Raw genomic sequence first — 14,534 nt, forward strand, 5'->3', positions numbered from 1 at the left:
AGTGACTTCACGAACTGGCAAGCGATCCGGCGGGAGAGAGGCGGTGGCGCCCTCGACGGTCCGTCCCGGCAACACGCAGCAGGGCCGACGGCAGAGCCCGCCTGCGCGGGTGCCCCGCCGGGCGCCGGCCCGGACCCTCGGGTGGTGCCGGCAGCTTCAGCGTGCTGGGATCCTCGCCGCGCTCGGCGGCGCGGACCTTCGCGACGCGCAGGGAGTGCAGGGCCTCGCGGTCGCCGTAGGAGGCGGGCAGCGGGCGGTAGTCGATGAGGTGGTCGGAGGTGGCTCGGGTGCGGCTGGTGGAGATGGTCGCGTCTCTCATGGTCCCAGCCTCCGCCGCGGCGCACCGGCGGCACATCCGTCGGCGGGAGCGGCGCGGTCAGACCGTGGGGTGATCTGTGGGAGCCCGCTCTCCGCCCGGGGTGTCGCCGCGTCGGCGTCCGTTCATCGCACCATGCGGAGGTCCCTCAGGCTGCCGAGATGCTCCTCCACCCGGGCGGCGCCGTCGGGCGCGAAGCCGGCCTTCTCGTAGAAGCGTCGTGCGCGAGGGTTGTCCTCGGCGACCCAGACGCTCGCGGGCCCGCCCTCGAGGATCGCCTCGGTCAGCGCCGCGGCGAGGCCGGTGCCGAGCCATTCCTCGTCGAGGTAGAGCAGGGACAGCTCGCGGGGTCGTACCGGCTGCGCCTCGCGCGGGGGCCAGGAGGCGGCCAGTCCGATCACGGCGCCCACGCCGTCGCGTCCCACCCGGTAGCGGCCCTCGTCGGCCGCGGGGGTGCCGGGCGTGAGCCAGCTGGTCCAGTGCGTGATCCGGCGGTCGATCGCCTCCTGCCCGAACCACTGCTCCCCGTGGAGCAGGTGCGAGTAGGCGAGCTCCCAGCCGCGCACGTGGATCCGGGCCAGAGCCGGGACGTCGGCGAGCGTGGGGGTGCTGATGGTGAAGGCCTGCTCCGTCGGGGAGGCGGGATCCGGGGCGCTCATGGCCACCACCCTATTCGGGCGGCGTGACCGGCAGTCCCGTGGTCGACGGGCCGCGGACCCCAGCGGCCAACGCCCCGGCGCCCGTTTCGTCGCCGGGGACGGAGAGCTACGGGGCTCCGGGACGGTGCGACGGCGGCTCGGAGCCCGCCGCCAGCGCCCAGCTCACCTCGATCAGGTCCTCCGGATCGCGCAGATCCGCGCCGGTCAGCTCCTGGAACCGCTTGAGCCGGTAGCGCAGCGTGTTCACGTGCACGGGGATCGACGCCGCGGCCCGCGGGATGCTCAGTCCGTGCGCGAGATAGGCGCGGACGGTCTCGAGCAGGAACTGCCCGAACTCGCCCTCGGCCTCCAGCGGCTCCAGGTGCCGCCGGCGCAGCAGTGCGGTGGTCTCGGGGCTCGCGGTGATGCCCATCCGCCACGAGAGCGTCTCGAGCTCGGCGATGCCGCGGTGGCCCACCGCCAGCGCGGTCTCCAGCACCCGCGTCGCGGCCGCGAAGGATTCCGGCAGGCCCTCCAGGGTGCCGGCCGGTCCCAGTGCGAGGGTCATCCCCTCGGGCTGGACCCCGGGCGCCGGGGTGCCGATCACCATCCCCACCTCCGCGCTGCCGTGCGGGGTGGTCAGCACCGACACCCCGGCGCGGGCCGCCCAGTCCCGGAGCCGTCGGCCGACGTCGACGCGGTGATCCTGCCGCGGCGCCTTCAGCGCCCGCACGTCCTGGTCGGCGAGGCCGTAGGCCGTCGCCCCGCTGCGCAGCTCGGTGCGGGGCAGGCCGGTCATCACCGCGTCGATGATCCAGCGGGAGCGTCGGCCGGAGTCGGCGACGGCCTCGGCGAGGGACTGCTCCTGATGGGCGATCACCGCGCGGGTGGAGAACGCGTCGCCGAGGGACCACAGCAGGTTCGCGTCGGCGAGCACCTCCGCGGTGGACATCCCGTGCTCCGGGGCGAGCCGCTGCAGGCGCCCCAGGATCACCGTCATGCACAGCCGGAACCCCGCCAGCACGCTGCCCAGCGGCACCCCCTGCCCCTCCGCTCGAGGGCGAGCTCCTCCGCCTCGTCGATCTGCGTCGCAGCGGGCGCGGCACCGCGGCGGAGGGTGCGGATGCTGAGGCCGATGTTGCGGCGGATCGAGGCCTCGAGCGAGGCCGGTGGGACCTGGTCGTAGCCGGGCAGGGCCTCGCGGATCGCGCTGGTGGTCTCCGCGACCAGCGCCGCATCGTCCTCGAGGGCGTCGAGGATCCGATGCAGAGGATCGTCGGCGGTGGGCGGAGGCGTCATCGGGCTCCTCGCTCGTCCGTCGTGGGTGCGGGAGCGCGGGTCGGCCATGCACCGAGCCTATCGGCGGGTCCCACCGCCGGCTCCGCTTCCCCAAAGGTACCTGCAACCCGTAGTATCAGTAACGCCGGGTGCCGTGCATCCCGCCGTCCCCGGCCGGCAACCGCCCCAGACATCGCCGTCGAAGGAGAATCCTCGTGCCCGAGGCCGTCATCGTCGCCACCGCCCGTTCACCCATCGGCCGCGCCCGCAAGGGATCGCTGAAGGACATCCGCCCCGACGACCTCGTGGGTCAGATGATCCAGGCGGCACTGGACCAGGTGCCGCAGCTGGACCCGACCACGATCGATGATCTGCAGCTGGGCTGCGCGATCCCCGAGGGCCAGCAGGGCGGGAACCTCGCCCGCACCGTCGCGGTCCGCCTCGGCCTGGACGCCGTTCCCGGCGCGACCGTGACCCGCTTCTGCGCCTCCTCGATCCAGACCACCCGCGCCGCCTTCCACGCGATCGCCTCCGGTGAGGCCCGTGCGGTGATCTCCGCCGGTGTGGAGTCGATCTCGGCCAGCACCGGCGCGCTGATGGAGGAGGACTCCCGCGACCCGCTGTTCCAGGAGGCCTGGGAGCGCACCGCGCAGCGCGCCACCCGTGAGATCCCCGCGCCGTGGCACGATCCGCGCGAGGACGGCGAGCTGCCCGACGCCTACATCGCGATGGGCCAGACCGCCGAGAACGTCGCCGAGCTGCGCGGGATCTCCCGCGCCGCCCAGGACGAGTACGGGGTGCGCTCCCAGAACCGGGCCGAGGCCGCGATCGCCTCGGGCTTCTTCGCGCGGGACATCACTCCTGTGACCCTGCCCGACGGCACCGTGATCAGCGCGGATGACTCCCCGCGTGCCGGTGTCACCCTCGAGGCCGTCGGCTCCCTCGACCCCGTCTTCCGGCCCGAGGGCACCGTCACCGCCGGCAACTGCTGCCCGCTGAACGACGGCGCCGCCGCGCTGGTGGTGATGGAGGCGGAGTACGCGAAGGAGCTCGGCATCACGCCGCTGGCCCGGGTGATCGCCACCGGCGTCTCCGGGGTCAGCCCCGAGATCATGGGGCTGGGTCCCGTCGAGGCGACCCGGAAGGCGCTCGCTCTGGCCGATATGACCATCGAGGACATCGACCTGGTCGAGTTCAACGAGGCCTTCGCCGCCCAGGTGCTGCCCGCCGCCGAGGACCTCGGCATCGACCACGACAAGCTCAACGTGCACGGCGGAGCGATCGCGCTCGGCCACCCCTGGGGCTCCACCGGCGCCCGCATGACCACCACCCTGCTGCACGGCCTGCAGGAGCGCGAGGGCCGCTACGGCCTGGCGACCCTGTGCGTCGGCGGCGGCCAGGGCATGGCCCTCATCATCGAAAGGATCTACTGATGACCAGCAACGACAGCAGCAGCTGGGACGCCCCCGCTCCCGGCCACATCTCCCTCGGCGGCAATCCCGGCAGCTCCGACGACGCCCGTCCCGACTCGGTCGTCACCGACCGCGCCGTCGTCTCCGCGCCCGACGCCTCCGCCGCGACCCCTGCCGACCTGCTGCCCGCCGCCGCCGACCATTACTCCCTGTTCCAGGACGTCTCCGGCGAGGACCTGCGGGCCTGGGCCGATGCCCGCTCCCTGGCCGCCGAGGTGCTGCCGCGGATCAACGACTGGTGGGACCGCGGCGAGTACCCGATCGAGCTGGTCGCCCGCCTCGGCGAGCTGGACCTGCTCACCGACGGTCTCGACGTGCCCGGCCATCGCACCCTCTCCCCGCTCGCGACCGGGCTGGTGAACATGGAGCTCTCCCGGATCGACGGGAGCGTGGGCACCATGGTGGGCGTCCAGGGCGGGCTCGCCCTGCGCTCGATCATGCTGCTGGGCTCGGCGGAGCAGAAGCAGCGCTGGGCGGAGCCGCTGGCGACCGGCGCCGAGCACGCCGCCTTCGCGCTCACCGAGCCCGACCACGGCTCCGACTCCGTCTCGCTCGAGACCGTCGCGCGCCGCGACGGGGACGAGTGGGTTCTGACCGGGCAGAAGCGCTGGATCGGCAATGGCGTCGGCTGCCACGTCTCGGTGGTGTGGGCGCGTGTCGAGGACGAGTCCCAGCCCGAGCTGCACGGCCAGGTCAGCGGCTTCCTCGTGGACCAGTCCCTGCCCGGATATCAGGGCGAGGTGATCCGCGGCAAGGTCGCCCTGCGCGCCATCCACCAGGCCCACATCACGCTGACCGACGTACGGGTGCCGCTGGATCAGCGCCTGCCCGGGGCGCGCTCCTTCAAGGACACCTCCGTCATCCTCTTCGCCACCCGTGCCGGGGTCGCCTGGGGCGCGCTCGGCCACGCCCTGGCCTGCTACGAGGCCGCGCTCGAGCACGTCCAGAACCGCATCCAGTTCGGGCGCCCGCTGGCCAAGGCGCAGAACATCCAGGTGCGACTGGCGTCGATGCTGCAGACGCTGACCTCGATGCAGCTGCACTGCGTGCGCCTCGCCGAGCTCGAGGCCGCCGGCACCATCCGGCCCGAGCAGGCCTCGCTCGCCAAGGTGCACAACTCCCGTGCCGCCCGGGAGATCGCCACCGACGCCCGCGACATGCTCGGCGGCTCCGGGATCCTGCTGGAGAACCGCGTGGTGCGCCATCGCAGCGACATCGAGGCCCTGCACACCTACGAGGGCACCGACACCATGCAGTCGCTCATCGTGGGGCGGGCGATCACGGGGGTCAGCGCCTTCGCGTGAGCGGCGCTCTGCGTGATGTGGCGGCGGGGCGCGGGTGCGAACTGCGCAGTGGCCATCAGTGCGGCGAGCAGCCAGCAATCGCCGAGGCTCCCCTGACGCATCCGCTGTCCCGCGATCGCCTCCGCAGAGAGGTCGACGTCCGCGGGATCGAAGTCCGCCCCTTCTGGGCTGTCGATATAGCGTCCGCCGAGCTCGTCGATCGTCATCGGGTCGTCGAAGGGGGTTTCCGCCCACGCGTCCTGCGACCAGTTGATGATGTCGGACCACGACTCGCCGCCGAGCAGCTCGGCGTAGCGGGCACCGTCCACACTGCCGTCGGGGCTGGAGACCACGTCCTGCTGTGCAGCGTGGCGGAACAGATCCTGCCCTCCGCTCTCCAGCCGCGTCGATTCATCGGCGAGGGCGGTGACCGCGCGCGCGGAGACGTCGTCGCGGAACGACTCCGCGTCCGGCCCGTACCAGGTCACCGCCCGCGCGACCGCGCCGAGCCCTTCGCCGAGGGTCTGCAGCCGCTGTCCGTGCTGCTGCATCATCCGACCCAGCGGGATCAGCTGCTCGGGATCCGCCCCCAGGAATCCGGTCGTGTCCTTCCTTCCCGGCCACCTCCCCCGGGGTGACCTTCGTCATGCACAATACTGAGGAGTGAGCGGCGTATCAGCGCTCGCGACGGGAATGTGGACGACCGGGGGCGCAGGGCATGGACGGGACGATCGAACGGACGCGGCGTGGGGTCGCGCATGAGGCGCGTGCGTCGGGCGGGAGCGTTCGCCGAAGGGGGTGGGTCGCGCTCGGCGCCGGACTCGTTCTGCTCGCAGGCTGCGGAGCAGGTCAGGAGCCCGTGCCGGCCGAGGATGCCGTCGCCCACTACGACGCAGTCGCCGGTGCCGTCCTCGATGAGCTCCCCGGCCCGGAGTGGACCCTGCAGGAGAATCAGCGGACCGTGCGCGAGGGGGACGAGGGCTGCCGCTACTCACCGGGGGTGTGGAACGCGGACGCCGTGCTGGACGGGATCTCCGGCGCCGAGGGCTGGGACGAACTCGCCGAGCGGCTGGACCCGGTGCTCGCCGAGCACGGCTTCGGGGCCCTCGGCGAACCCGAGCGCTCCGGGGCGATCCACAGCGTCAGCAGCCAGGATCAGCACGGCGCCGAGCTGGTGCTCGACGAGCAGGGACGGCTCTCGCTGCGCGGCGCGCTGGTCGATGCGGAGCCCTGCACGGCAGAGGCGCTCGGGCTCTGAACCGGCCGGCCGCCGAGCAGGTACATCTTGCAGATGTGAGCACCCGTCCTCGTCGCCCCACCTCCGCCGACGTCGCGGCCCGTGCCGGGGTCTCCCGGGCGACCGTCTCCATGGTGCTCGACGGGCGCGTCGAGGGCACCGTCGCGGAAGCGACCCAGCAACGTGTCCGCGAGGCGGCGGCCGAGCTCGGCTGCACCCGCTCGGCCGTGGCCGTGTCCCTGCGGGAGCGGCGGACACGCACCATCGGTCTCATCACCGATGAGATCGCCACCTCGCCGAGGTCGGCCCCGCCCTGCCAGACCCGCGCCGGAGTAACCTGGGGCGCGCTCGGTCATGCCCTGGCCTGCTACGAGGCCGCCCTCGAGCACGCCGGGACGCGCATCCAGTTCGGTCGGCCGCTGGCGAAGGCGCAGCACATCCAGGTGCGGCTGGCCTCCATGTTGCAGACCCTCACCTCGATGCAGCTGCACTGCGTGCGCCACCGCAGCGACATCGAGGCCCTGCGCATCTACGAGGGCACCGACACCATGCAGTCGCTGATCGTGGGCCGGTCCATCACGGGGGTCAGCGCCTTCGCGTGAGGGGCGAGACGCGCGCCGGTCCGCGAGCACTGCTCCGGGCCGGCGTGCGGAGCCCGGGGATCAGCGCTCGGGGTCCCGGGTGACGGTGACGTTCTGGAACCGCTCGCGGTACACGTCCTGGGTGAGCACGAGCCGGCCGGGCTTGTGCACGTCATCTCCCGCCTGGTACCCGCCCTCCGTGCCCCACGGGTTCCGGAGCACGATGCGGCCGCCCTCCGTCACCTCGGTGACGACGTACACGTGCGTGCTCACGGTGTCGCGGGGGACTGCACCGTCCCTGTCCGCCCAGGAGCTCGAGTCGAAGATCCCGCCCTCTCCGTCGCGCAGTCCGGAATCGGCGACGACCACGTTCCCGTCGGCCAGCTCCTGTCGGAGCCGCTCGGCGGAGGGCTCGTCATCCATCGTGCGGGTCTCCTGACCCGTCAGCGTGAACATCGGGTCCTCGGCGGTTCCTCCTTCGAGCTCGTCATAGCCTCCGCGGTATGACGCGCAGGCGGTCTCGTAGATCGACATCGTCGAGATGCTCCCGTCACCATCGCGCACGCCGTTCCCCGCGACCTCCGGATCGACCCGGAGCCATCGGCGTCCCTCCCCGCGTCCCCTCGGAAGCGCTGGCCGCGTCCTGCTCCTCCGCATCGGAGCGTGCGCGGAGGCCGAGGTCCTCGAGGCGATCGACGAGCGCCCGTCCGGGCTGTTCGACCTGGGCCGAGAAGCTCGACCGGAATCCGTCGACGTCGGGACCGACCCATTGCACCGATCGCACCGCATCGGTGAGCGTGAGCAGCAGCGACTCGAGCCGCGGGCGGCTGCGGTCGGCACGGTCGGCCCATGACCTCAGCATCTCGGTATCAGCACCCAGGAAAGTCCTCTCCGCCCCTGACGGACGTCCAGTGCCGTGGAACAGTATTCCGCGTGAGCCGGGCCGTCGATGGGGTGGACTGCCCATGTCCTGTGAGTGCTCCGTCCGGCGTGACCAGCGAGACTGGTCTCGGACGTGACGGCCGGACGGCATGGACTGGAGGTGGCGATGCTGAGACGGGGAACAGCGCTCCAGTGCCGACGGTCGGTTCTTCTGAGCGGTGCGGTGGTCGGCCTCGCCGTGCTGACCGCGTGTGCTCGCGAGGAGCCGATCGGGGAGGGGAAGACAGTGAGCAGGAGCCCGCTGGGACCGCAGCAAGCTCGCGAGGAGATCACCTCGCTGTTGGACGACGCGCAGTACGCGCTGGATGAGGAGTTCGCAGGGCTGAGCTGGGAGGAGTCCTCCTCCGAGACCACAGGACCGGTCGATGCCGGGTGCCGGCTGACGTTGCCTGCCCGCCGCTGCGACCGCTACCTGGGCCTGGACAGCGCGGATCACGCGACGATCGAGGCCGTTCTCTCGCGGGCGCTCGAGGCCCATGGTCTCCCGGCCGCTCCCCGACCCGCCGGGGGCACTGGCGGATGGCTCACGACGTCCAGCAGCGGAGAGGGGATCACGCTGGGATTCCGGGCGAAGGGCTTCACCGAGTTGACCGTGCATGTCGACCTCGCGGTGAACTGTGAGGACGTGGACTGACGCCGTGCAATCGCTCATCGTGAGCCGGGGCGCGATCTCTGAGCGGCACCGGGCGCACCGCGTCCCTCGACCCGGAGCGGGCCTGGGAGATCTTCTCGGACGGCGTGAAGCCGGAGTCGCCCTGCACTCCGCGAACAACTCTGGCGCGAAGCGGACATATCCCGCACAGGAGGCACAGTGACGTGCGGTCGCGGCAGGGAGTCAAGGGCCCCCGGGTTCGCCTCGGGCGCCCGCGGCGTGCCGCTCACCGGGGGGAGGAGCCCTCCCGTGCGGCCGCCTCGGCACGCTCGAGGGTGAGGACGTCGCGTCCGAACGAGAAGATCAGCAGCCCGAGCGCGAACCCGACGACCACGGTGGCCATCCGCATCGGTACCGCCGGCACCACCGCGGTCAGCAGGGCGACGCCCTGGAGCCCGCCGATCACCCGCCGCAGCTGGCTGAAACCCAGCTCACGGCGCAGCGCGGGCCGGACGGAGGATGCCGCGACGTACGCATAGCGCATCAGCCCGATCGCGAGCGCCCAGGGCCCCACCACGGTGGCGGCGAGCACCGAGAGCACCAGGACCAGCGCGGCATCGGCCTCCATGTCGATGCGGGCGCCGACCGGGCCGGCGGTGCCCGTGCGCCGGGCGACGGGGCCGTCGAGCGCATCGGAGGCGAGCGCGGCCGCGATCAGGACCGCGAGCGGCCAGGAGCGGGCCTCCAGCGCCCCGCCGAGGGTGAGCACGGCCGCGGCGGCGAGCGCACCGGCGGCCAGGTGTCGCAGGAGCGTCAGCAGATCCGCGCCGGTCACCTCGCCGGGGGCGCGCGGGTGCAGGGTCGCGGCGGCGACCAGGGCCGGGGCCGGTGCGATCAGGAGCGCGAGGGCGGCGAGCGGCACGGGGACGGGAGCGGCGAGCAGGAGGATCACAGTCGCGGCGCCCAGCTGGCCGAGCGCGAGCAGCGCCAGGACCGGGCCCACCCGCCGGGGGCGTCGCAGAGGCGGTGAGCCGGGCCGCGTCGTGGTCATGGGGCGAGGGTAGTGGACGGCTGCTGCGCTCCCGGCCGCGGGGAGCGCTCCGCCGTCCTGCGGGCTCCTCCCCAGGTCAGCTGCGGAGCACCTCGCCCTCCGGGGACAGCACCCACCACACGCCGCCCACGCCCTGCCCGGTGGTGTCCCCGGGCTCCTCATCGCCGGCGTAGTAGTACAGCGGCCAGCCGTCGAGGGTGAGCTGGGGCTGCCCGTCGACGCCGGTGATGCTGCCGACCTCGCCGGTCACACCCTCGATCTCGGCGCTGCTGTCACCGGGGACGGCAGGCCAGTTCTCCGCGCACTGCCCGGTGCAGGTCGAGGTGCCCGAGCCCTGCTCGTCCTGGTCGAACTGGTAGACGACCATGCCCGCGCCGTCGACCACGATCGTGCCCAGCTCGGTCTCCGCCGTGGCGAGGCCGACGGCTGCGGTGTCCGTGCCCGCGCCGCCGTCCGAGGCGGCCGGGTCCTGCGACTGCTGTCCGCCGCCGTAGCCGCGCATGCCGCTGTCGCCCCCGCTGTCGCCTCCACCGCCCGGGTCGCCGCCGGAGCAGGCGCTGAGCGCGAGCAGGGTGAGGGAGAGTGCCGCCATCCCGCGGGTGATCGCTGTTCTCATGATCGTGCCTTCCTGTGCCGAGGGGCGTCGGCGGCGCGCGCACGGTGCCGTCGGCGACTGGTCTGCTCAGGTCACGAGACGCCGCGGCTCGCGGTTCACCGTCTTCCCGCTCAGGGCGCGTCGACCTCCGCGGTGAGCACGGTGGTGCCCGCCCCGTCGATGACCGACACCTCCGCGATGTCCGCGAGCTCGACCGCGGTCCCCGCCTCGAGGGTCACCACCTCGCCGGGTGTCCCCTGCCAGCTCGAGACCTCGCTGCGGGTGGCGTCCTCGGCCGTGACGACCAGGGCGTACGACGGGGGCGGGGCGCCGCCCCCGTACCGGCCGGGGCCGCTCGGGGAGGCCGAGGGGTACTCGCAGGTGATCGTCAGCGCGGTGCCCCAGTCCCGCGGCGCGAGCTCCACGTCGACCCGCATCACGGACGGGCCGGGGCCCGCGGCGCTCGGGGAGACCGTCAGGGCCGGCTCCTCCTGTCGTCCCCCGAGGGCCAGGGGGAGGGTGAGGACCAGGAGCAGCGCGGCCGCCGCGGCGAGCGCCCCGAGGAGGACGCGGCGGTGCCGGTGCGGGCGGGGCCCGGCGGACCGGCCCCCGGGAGGAGACGGCACGGTGGCCCCGCCGACCTCGGGCGGGGCCGGGGCACCGGGCGCCGGTTCCGTCCCGTCGACCGCCTCCGGCTCCGGACGGATCTGCGCCAGCAGCCCGGGTACGGGGGCGAGCTCCGCGACCGCGTCCCGGCAGCGGGAGCACGTCTCGAGATGGTCCTCGTAGGCGTGCCGGTCCGCCGGGGTGAGCGCCCCCAGCACGTAGGCGCCGTCCCAGTCCGCGAATCGGGCATGATCCCCACCGCTCATCGGATGACTCCTCTCTCCTCGATGGCCAGACGCAGGGCGCGCAGCCCGTAGTGCAGGCGCGATTTCACGGTCCCCTCGGGGACGCCGAGCGCCGCCGCCAGCTCCGTCGTGCTGCACCCGCCGTAGTAGGCGCGCACGATCACCTCGCGGTGATCGGCGCTGAGGGACGCGAGCGCGTCGCGCAGCAGGAGCGCGTCGAACAGCCGGTCGATCCGGTCCTCGGCGGTGCTCTCCGGCTGCTCCGCCACGGGCTCCTCGTGGCGGCGGTAGGCGCTGCGGGCCTGGTCGACCACCAGGTTGTGCGCGACCGTGACGAGCCAGCCGTGCACCTGTGCGGGGTCTTCCGCGAGGATCGAGGGCCGACGCCAGGCCCGCAGCAGGGTCTCCTGCACGACGTCGTCCGCGTCCGCCGGCCGGCGGGTCAGCGAGACCACGTAGCGCCAGAGCATCCCTGCGTACCGGTCGTGCAGGGCGCGCAGGGCCTCGACCCGGTGCGCCTCGGCCTCGGGGCCCGGCTCCGGGGGCTCCGGCCGCTGCGATCGCGGCCGATCGTCGGTGCTCTCCGCGCCCATGTGCTCTCCACGAGACAGCTGCCCGGACGGTTCATCGCGGTCGATGAACTCCGTGCCGGTGCCGCACGTGTCCTCTGCATGAACGATATCTCGCAGCTGCTCGGACTGCCCCTGCACCCCCTGCTCGTCCACGGCGTCGTGGTGCTGCTGCCGCTGTCCGCGCTGGCACTGCTGCTGGCACAGTTCTGGCCGTCGGCGCGGCGCCGGCTCGGGGTGCTCACGCCGCTGCTCGCGCTGGGGGTCGCGGGCCTGGTGCCGCTGACCACCACGGCCGGTCAGCAGCTCGCCGAGGTGGTGGGGCCGCTGCCCGCCGTGGCGGAGCACGAGAGGCTCGGGCTGCAGCTCGTCCCGTGGTCGATCGCGCTCGCCGCGGTGGCCGTGGTCCAGTGGGCCTGGTTCCGCTGGGGTGCGGAGGCGCTGCGGGCAGGCGGTCGTGCGCGGGCGGCTCGCGTCCTCGCCGCCGTGCTCGCGGTGGCGGTGCTCGTGGTCGCCGCGGGCGGCCTCGTGCTCGTGGTGCTCACCGGGCACTCGGGAGCGGAGGCCGTCTGGGGCGGGTTCGGCTGAGCCGGGGCGCGCCCCACCGCCCGCTGGACGATGACCATCAGCGTCCCCGCGCGCGACCGGCGGCGTCGCGATGCCGCCGGTGTTCCTGCCCGTCGACCCGTCGGACGACGAGGAGCGCGACGAGCGGTTCCTGGTCGGTGACCCCGAGCTCGAGCTCGGTGACGAGTTCGGGCCGATGCGCGGGATCGTCGGGGACAGCCGGATCGTGGTCGCCTCGGGGAGGACGACCATGGGGAGTTCGCCCCATCGACCGCCCTGTCGCGTCCCGCTAGATTCGACACCTCGGTGGGCATCGGGTCCGCCTCGACGGTACGGGGGCTCTGGTGGGACACAGGTCGCAGGAGCAGCTGCCTCGCCGAACGGTGATGTCGTCCGCGGCGATCGGTGTGATCGGCGCCGTCGGTCTCGCCGGATGCACGGCGGAGCCCGAGGACGAGGCGCCGTGGCGAGCGCTCGGCACGACCCCGCTGCTCGTGCACGCCGCACGCCTCGAGCTGGAGCCGCTGCCCCCCGGACCGCTGGTGGAGACCCCGGACAGCACCTATCAGGTCACGGCCACCGCACTGCTGCCCTCCTTCACCCAGGAGGAGCTGGACGAGCTGTTCCGCGTCGGCTCACCGCCCCACGACGGACTCACCGCCGCGGAGGGGACAGTCTTCCTGCTGGCCACCTTCCGCGAGGAGTACCTGGAGGACAGGCGCTGGCCCGCAGCGGCCGACGTCGTGACGCGCCGCCGGATCCGGTTCACGGACAGCGCGGGGGACCGGGCCGCCCTCGAGCTCGATCCCGCACGTCGGCAGGAGGAGTGGCTGTTGCAGGTGCCCGCGGATCCCGCCGCGGAGGAGGCGGTGCTCGAGTTCGAGATCGGGGGAAGGATCCGCCGGCTGAGCCTCGTCGACGGCTCCCTGGTGCGCGACGATCTCGCCTACCTGGAGGACCGTCCCCGCGGCCTCTCCGTGCAGACGGGGACCGCGGAGCACGAATGGCTGTACGAGGCGGAGGCGGTCGACGAGGACGGTGCGACGGACGCCGCCGGCCTCGACGCCGGGGACGGGATCCTGGTGCCGGTCTCCGGCACCCTGGGACGGCCTGCGGAGGGAACCCTCCTGGCCGGCGTCACCGTGCATCATGACCAGCACTTCACCCCGGCGGAGGAGCAGCTGCCGGGGTCCGGGCGGCCCGAGCCGATGCCGCTCCCGACCCGACCTGAGGGATGCACGCTGACCCTGCCCGACGGCACGGTCATCCCGCAGTCCGCGATGGAGACCGTCGTGGAGCACCAGCTCATCGAGGGGGTCTTCGCCGGCGGCTCCCACCGGGTCTGGTTCGAGGTCCCCGTCGGGTTCGAGTCGGCCACCGTGCAGCTCCGGCTGTCCCTGTGCCCGCGCCGCGCGGGTCTCGCCGAGATCCTTGGGATGGAGGCGGGTGCCGAGGCCCGTCTGACCGCGACCGACGAGCAGGAGCGGTGATGGCCACCGCAGCCGGCCCCAGCCGGACGACATCGGGCACGGGCGGCACCGCCGCGAGCACCGGGCAGTCTGCGCCGCGGTGGAGCCGACGGGCGGCGTTCGGCGTCGGGGGAGCCGGCGCCCTCGCGCTCCTGCTGGCAGGGTGCGGTGGCTCCGCGCGTCTCCCGGCCCGGACCGTCCTGCTGTCCGAGGCCGGTGGCGGACCGCTCCCCACCACCGGCCTCGCACCGCAGGAAGGACACCTCATCGAGCTTCCCGGGGTCCGGTACCAGGTCCGCGGCGTGAGCCTGTCGGAGTCCCTGCCGGCCCAGCAGGCCCGCGAGGCAGGTCTCGAGATCCCGGACGGCGAGGAGCTCGAGGTGGTCCGGGCCGCACGCGGCGAGCAGCTCCTCGTCGTCGACCTGGACCGTCGGCCGCCGTCCTTTCTCCCGACCCGGCCCGTCCCGGGGACGTACCTCGAGCGGGTGCTGCTCGACGGCGTCGAGGTCGCGCGGCCCGGGCGCAGCGCCCCGGAGGTGGAGGGCCCCCGCGCCCTGCAGATCCTGATCTCGGTGCCCGAGGACATCACCCCGGAGCGGATCGTCCTGGAGTCCTCCCTCGACGGGATCACCCAGCGTCTGAGCCTGCTCGACGGCAGCCGGGTGAGCAGCGACATCGAGCACGTCTACGCGCCGCGGCCGGACCTCGAGGTCGCCGCCAACTGGTGGCAGCGGACCGGCAGTGACCCCTGGACCTTCCTCGCCGGCACCGTGGTCGCGGGCACGGTCGCCGCGGTCACGCCCGACGGCACCTGGGCGGCACCGGGCTCCCTGATGGTCAGCCTGCTGGTGTGCACGTACCCGACGGGACGCCCCGGGACCAGCACGCTGGGCCTGGTCCTGCCCGACGGGTCGACGGCCACCCCGCGAGGGGACCACAGCAGGGTGTTCGAGGCGGTCGAGGGCGGCGGCGAGGCCTGGTTCGAGGTTCCCCGCGAGACCGCAGGTGCGACGGCCCGGGTGGAGCTGAGCGCGCACGGCACGGTCCTGGCCACCGAGGAGATCGCGGTGACCTTCACGCGGGAGTAGCCGTC

At 73.5% G+C, this 14,534-nt stretch carries 16 protein-coding genes and 3 pseudogenes; 9 read left to right on the top strand and 10 right to left on the bottom strand.

Features of this window, described 5'->3' with window-relative positions; genetic code table 11:
- Positions 1–7: 7 nt before the first annotated feature.
- The 4 genes and pseudogenes from CFK38_RS03620 to CFK38_RS03635 all read right to left on the bottom strand — a co-directional run.
- Positions 8–319, bottom strand: coding sequence for a hypothetical protein (locus CFK38_RS03620; RefSeq protein ID WP_096801848.1), 312 nt, complete (start codon positions 317–319; stop codon positions 8–10).
- A gap of 122 nt (positions 320–441) precedes the next feature.
- Complete coding sequence (locus CFK38_RS03625) at positions 442–975, bottom strand: GNAT family N-acetyltransferase (RefSeq protein WP_157773336.1); 534 nt, start codon at positions 973–975, stop codon at positions 442–444.
- A gap of 106 nt (positions 976–1,081) precedes the next feature.
- Positions 1,082–1,753: a PucR family transcriptional regulator gene (locus CFK38_RS03630; protein ID WP_476727208.1), complete on the bottom strand. Its 672-nt coding sequence runs from the start codon at positions 1,751–1,753 to the stop codon at positions 1,082–1,084.
- An 87-nt stretch (positions 1,754–1,840) separates the two neighbouring features.
- Positions 1,841–2,301, bottom strand: a pseudogene (locus tag CFK38_RS03635) (RsbRD N-terminal domain-containing protein); the annotation flags it as partial.
- 146 nt (positions 2,302–2,447) lie between these two features.
- Here CFK38_RS03635 and CFK38_RS03640 point away from each other — a divergent pair.
- Both CFK38_RS03640 and CFK38_RS03645 read left to right on the top strand, forming a co-directional pair.
- Positions 2,448–3,665 carry an acetyl-CoA C-acetyltransferase gene (locus tag CFK38_RS03640; protein WP_096801852.1) on the top strand — a complete coding sequence of 406 codons (1,218 nt, stop codon included), beginning with the start codon at positions 2,448–2,450 and terminating at the stop codon, positions 3,663–3,665.
- Positions 3,665–5,008 (top strand): acyl-CoA dehydrogenase family protein, encoded by a 1,344-nt coding sequence (locus CFK38_RS03645; RefSeq protein WP_096801853.1) that lies wholly within the window; start codon positions 3,665–3,667, stop codon positions 5,006–5,008. The genes CFK38_RS03640 and CFK38_RS03645 overlap by 1 nt, the downstream gene beginning before the upstream one ends.
- On the opposite strand, the gene CFK38_RS03650 is transcribed toward CFK38_RS03645, so the two are convergent.
- Entirely contained in the window at positions 4,936–5,541 is a 606-nt protein-coding gene (locus CFK38_RS03650) for a hypothetical protein (protein WP_096801854.1), read from the bottom strand. The genes CFK38_RS03645 and CFK38_RS03650 overlap by 73 nt on opposite strands.
- 305 nt (positions 5,542–5,846) lie before the next feature.
- Here CFK38_RS03650 and CFK38_RS03655 point away from each other — a divergent pair, with 305 nt between their 5' ends.
- The 3 genes and pseudogenes from CFK38_RS03655 to CFK38_RS17510 form a co-directional block, all read left to right on the top strand.
- Entirely contained in the window at positions 5,847–6,245 is a 399-nt protein-coding gene (locus CFK38_RS03655) for a hypothetical protein (RefSeq protein WP_157773338.1), read from the top strand.
- A 35-nt stretch (positions 6,246–6,280) separates the two neighbouring features.
- Positions 6,281–6,424: pseudogene (locus CFK38_RS17730) on the top strand (LacI family DNA-binding transcriptional regulator); the annotation flags it as partial.
- Between the two features lie 120 nt (positions 6,425–6,544).
- Positions 6,545–6,826 (top strand): annotated as a pseudogene (locus tag CFK38_RS17510) (acyl-CoA dehydrogenase family protein); the annotation flags it as partial.
- A 60-nt stretch (positions 6,827–6,886) separates the two neighbouring features.
- Here the strand turns inward: CFK38_RS17510 and CFK38_RS03665 are convergent.
- Positions 6,887–7,339 carry a C2 family cysteine protease gene (locus CFK38_RS03665; protein WP_096801856.1) on the bottom strand — a complete coding sequence of 151 codons (453 nt, stop codon included), beginning with the start codon at positions 7,337–7,339 and terminating at the stop codon, positions 6,887–6,889.
- A 634-nt stretch (positions 7,340–7,973) separates the two neighbouring features.
- Between CFK38_RS03665 and CFK38_RS03675 the strand changes: the two genes are divergently transcribed.
- The gene (locus CFK38_RS03675) at positions 7,974–8,381 is read left to right on the top strand and encodes a hypothetical protein (RefSeq protein WP_157773339.1); all 408 of its coding nucleotides are present in this window, start codon (positions 7,974–7,976) and stop codon (positions 8,379–8,381) included.
- Between the two features lie 244 nt (positions 8,382–8,625).
- Here the strand turns inward: CFK38_RS03675 and CFK38_RS03680 are convergent, their stop codons facing one another.
- The 4 genes from CFK38_RS03680 to CFK38_RS03695 all read right to left on the bottom strand — a co-directional run bounded on the left by CFK38_RS03680 (position 8,626) and on the right by CFK38_RS03695 (position 11,429).
- Positions 8,626–9,390 carry a CDP-alcohol phosphatidyltransferase family protein gene (locus CFK38_RS03680; RefSeq protein WP_096801859.1) on the bottom strand — a complete coding sequence of 255 codons (765 nt, stop codon included), beginning with the start codon at positions 9,388–9,390 and terminating at the stop codon, positions 8,626–8,628.
- A 76-nt stretch (positions 9,391–9,466) separates the two neighbouring features.
- Positions 9,467–10,006 (bottom strand): COG4315 family predicted lipoprotein, encoded by a 540-nt coding sequence (locus CFK38_RS03685; RefSeq protein WP_096801860.1) that lies wholly within the window; start codon positions 10,004–10,006, stop codon positions 9,467–9,469.
- Positions 10,007–10,116: 110 nt separating this feature from the next.
- Complete coding sequence (locus tag CFK38_RS03690; RefSeq protein ID WP_096801861.1) at positions 10,117–10,857, bottom strand: anti-sigma factor family protein; 741 nt, start codon at positions 10,855–10,857, stop codon at positions 10,117–10,119.
- Complete coding sequence (locus CFK38_RS03695; RefSeq protein ID WP_096801862.1) at positions 10,854–11,429, bottom strand: sigma-70 family RNA polymerase sigma factor; 576 nt, start codon at positions 11,427–11,429, stop codon at positions 10,854–10,856. The genes CFK38_RS03690 and CFK38_RS03695 overlap by 4 nt, the downstream gene beginning before the upstream one ends.
- Before the next feature lie 78 nt (positions 11,430–11,507).
- On the opposite strand from CFK38_RS03695, the gene CFK38_RS03700 reads away from it, so the two are divergent.
- The 3 genes from CFK38_RS03700 to CFK38_RS03715 all read left to right on the top strand — a co-directional run bounded on the left by CFK38_RS03700 (position 11,508) and on the right by CFK38_RS03715 (position 14,529).
- The gene (locus tag CFK38_RS03700) at positions 11,508–11,993 is read left to right on the top strand and encodes a DUF2231 domain-containing protein (protein WP_096804202.1); all 486 of its coding nucleotides are present in this window, start codon (positions 11,508–11,510) and stop codon (positions 11,991–11,993) included.
- Between the two features lie 365 nt (positions 11,994–12,358).
- Positions 12,359–13,462 carry a hypothetical protein gene (locus CFK38_RS03710; protein WP_096801864.1) on the top strand — a complete coding sequence of 368 codons (1,104 nt, stop codon included), beginning with the start codon at positions 12,359–12,361 and terminating at the stop codon, positions 13,460–13,462.
- The gene (locus tag CFK38_RS03715; RefSeq protein WP_096801865.1) at positions 13,462–14,529 is read left to right on the top strand and encodes a hypothetical protein; all 1,068 of its coding nucleotides are present in this window, start codon (positions 13,462–13,464) and stop codon (positions 14,527–14,529) included. The genes CFK38_RS03710 and CFK38_RS03715 overlap by 1 nt, the downstream gene beginning before the upstream one ends.
- Positions 14,530–14,534 lie beyond the last annotated feature (5 nt).

It is taken from the genome of Brachybacterium vulturis, assembly GCF_002407185.1.
Classification (GTDB): Bacteria; Actinomycetota; Actinomycetes; order Actinomycetales; family Dermabacteraceae; genus Brachybacterium; species Brachybacterium vulturis.

Excerpts from the sequence above, each read along its gene's own strand:
- CFK38_RS03690 (WP_096801861.1), bottom strand. The coding sequence starts at position 10,857 with ATGAGCGGTGGGGATCATGCCCGATTCGCGGACTGGGACGGCGCCTAC.
- CFK38_RS03685 (WP_096801860.1), bottom strand. The coding sequence starts at position 10,006 with ATGAGAACAGCGATCACCCGCGGGATGGCGGCACTCTCCCTCACCCTG.
- CFK38_RS03700 (WP_096804202.1), top strand. The coding sequence starts at position 11,508 with ATGAACGATATCTCGCAGCTGCTCGGACTGCCCCTGCACCCCCTGCTC.
- CFK38_RS03695 (WP_096801862.1), bottom strand. The coding sequence starts at position 11,429 with ATGGGCGCGGAGAGCACCGACGATCGGCCGCGATCGCAGCGGCCGGAG.
- CFK38_RS03710 (WP_096801864.1), top strand. The coding sequence starts at position 12,359 with ATGTCGTCCGCGGCGATCGGTGTGATCGGCGCCGTCGGTCTCGCCGGA.
- CFK38_RS03650 (WP_096801854.1), bottom strand. The coding sequence starts at position 5,541 with ATGATGCAGCAGCACGGACAGCGGCTGCAGACCCTCGGCGAAGGGCTC.
- CFK38_RS03645 (WP_096801853.1), top strand. The coding sequence starts at position 3,665 with ATGACCAGCAACGACAGCAGCAGCTGGGACGCCCCCGCTCCCGGCCAC.
- CFK38_RS03625 (WP_157773336.1), bottom strand. The coding sequence starts at position 975 with ATGAGCGCCCCGGATCCCGCCTCCCCGACGGAGCAGGCCTTCACCATC.
- CFK38_RS03630 (WP_476727208.1), bottom strand. The coding sequence starts at position 1,753 with ATGACCGGCCTGCCCCGCACCGAGCTGCGCAGCGGGGCGACGGCCTAC.
- CFK38_RS03665 (WP_096801856.1), bottom strand. The coding sequence starts at position 7,339 with ATGTCGATCTACGAGACCGCCTGCGCGTCATACCGCGGAGGCTATGAC.
- CFK38_RS03680 (WP_096801859.1), bottom strand. The coding sequence starts at position 9,390 with ATGACCACGACGCGGCCCGGCTCACCGCCTCTGCGACGCCCCCGGCGG.
- CFK38_RS03620 (WP_096801848.1), bottom strand. The coding sequence starts at position 319 with ATGAGAGACGCGACCATCTCCACCAGCCGCACCCGAGCCACCTCCGAC.
- CFK38_RS03715 (WP_096801865.1), top strand. The coding sequence starts at position 13,462 with ATGGCCACCGCAGCCGGCCCCAGCCGGACGACATCGGGCACGGGCGGC.